Genomic DNA, 1,190 nt, shown 5'->3' on the forward strand with positions numbered 1-1,190 from the left:
AATATTTCTGAATTGACTAAAACTCTGGGGTCTGCAGTGACAATCCTGGGGCCAGCACAGGGAGACCAAGCCTGTGGGGATGTCGGTCCTGGCAGAATGTTAGAGCCCGCGGAGCTGTGTGAGTCGCTAGAGATATTAATTACTAAAGAACCATCTAGCTTATTGGCTGGGCGTAAGGTAGTGATCACTGCCGGACCAACACAGGAAGCGCTTGACCCGGTCCGCTATATTAGTAATCACAGCTCGGGGAAAATGGGCTATGCACTTGCTGAAAGTTGTGTTCGTGCAGGGGCAAAGGTTACCTTGGTTTCTGGCCCGACAAAACTTGACGCGCCCGATGGAGTTGAGCGTTTGAATGTATTGTCAGCAGTAGAAATGAGGGATACTGTTTTGGCACAGCTTGGCGGTTCAAATAATATTTTCATTGCGTGTGCAGCGGTGGCGGACTACAGGCCTCAGACGATACAAACAAAGAAAATAAAGAAGAAGCCTGATGAAGGCGAGTCGATGACTATTACCTTAGAGCAAAATCCGGATATTGTAGCGACAGTTTCCTCATTAAAGTCACGTCCTTTTACCGTTGGTTTTGCTGCAGAAACACATGATGTGTTGGATTATGCCAGAGACAAACTTAAGCGTAAGAACTTGGATATGATTATAGCGAATGATGTATCCAAGCCCGAGATAGGCTTTAACAGTGATCAGAATGAGGCATGGATAATTACTGCGCAAGATGAAAAGGCTTGCGCTAAGCAGTCCAAAGCCTCTTTAGCTGAAGAAATAGTAAAGGATATAGCAAAAAAAATGGATGGAAGCGCTTCTTAGCGAAACTCGCATATACAAAGCGAAAGAAGCATCTAAACTTATGTCGACAGTAAATAAATATTGAGAAGATCTGATAATGACGCGACAAACACTACAGGTAAAAATCTTGGATGAACGCTTGGGTTCAGAAATCCCCATGCCAGAATACGCAACTCAAGGCTCTGCTGGAATAGATTTAAGGGCTTGCTTAGATAAAAGCATAGAGCTGGCTCCTGGTGAAACCGTTTTGTTACCTACAGGGTTGTCTATTTATATCGAAGATCCGAATCTGGCTGCGATGATATTACCGCGATCCGGACTTGGGCATAAACATGGTATTGTTTTGGGCAACTTGGTAGGCCTGATTGACTCAGATTACCAAGGGC

General features: G+C 44.8%; 2 protein-coding genes. Both read left to right on the top strand.

Annotated elements, in window-relative coordinates; translation table 11 throughout:
• The coding region (gene coaBC / locus A3766_RS04995; protein ID WP_156508699.1) for a bifunctional phosphopantothenoylcysteine decarboxylase/phosphopantothenate--cysteine ligase CoaBC at window positions 1-825 on the top strand (825 nt) is incomplete at its 5' end.
• 76 nt (window positions 826-901) lie between these two features.
• The coding region (gene dut / locus A3766_RS05000; RefSeq protein WP_156508700.1) for a dUTP diphosphatase at window positions 902-1,190 on the top strand (289 nt) is incomplete at its 3' end.

The organism is Oleiphilus sp. HI0132, assembly GCF_001635845.1.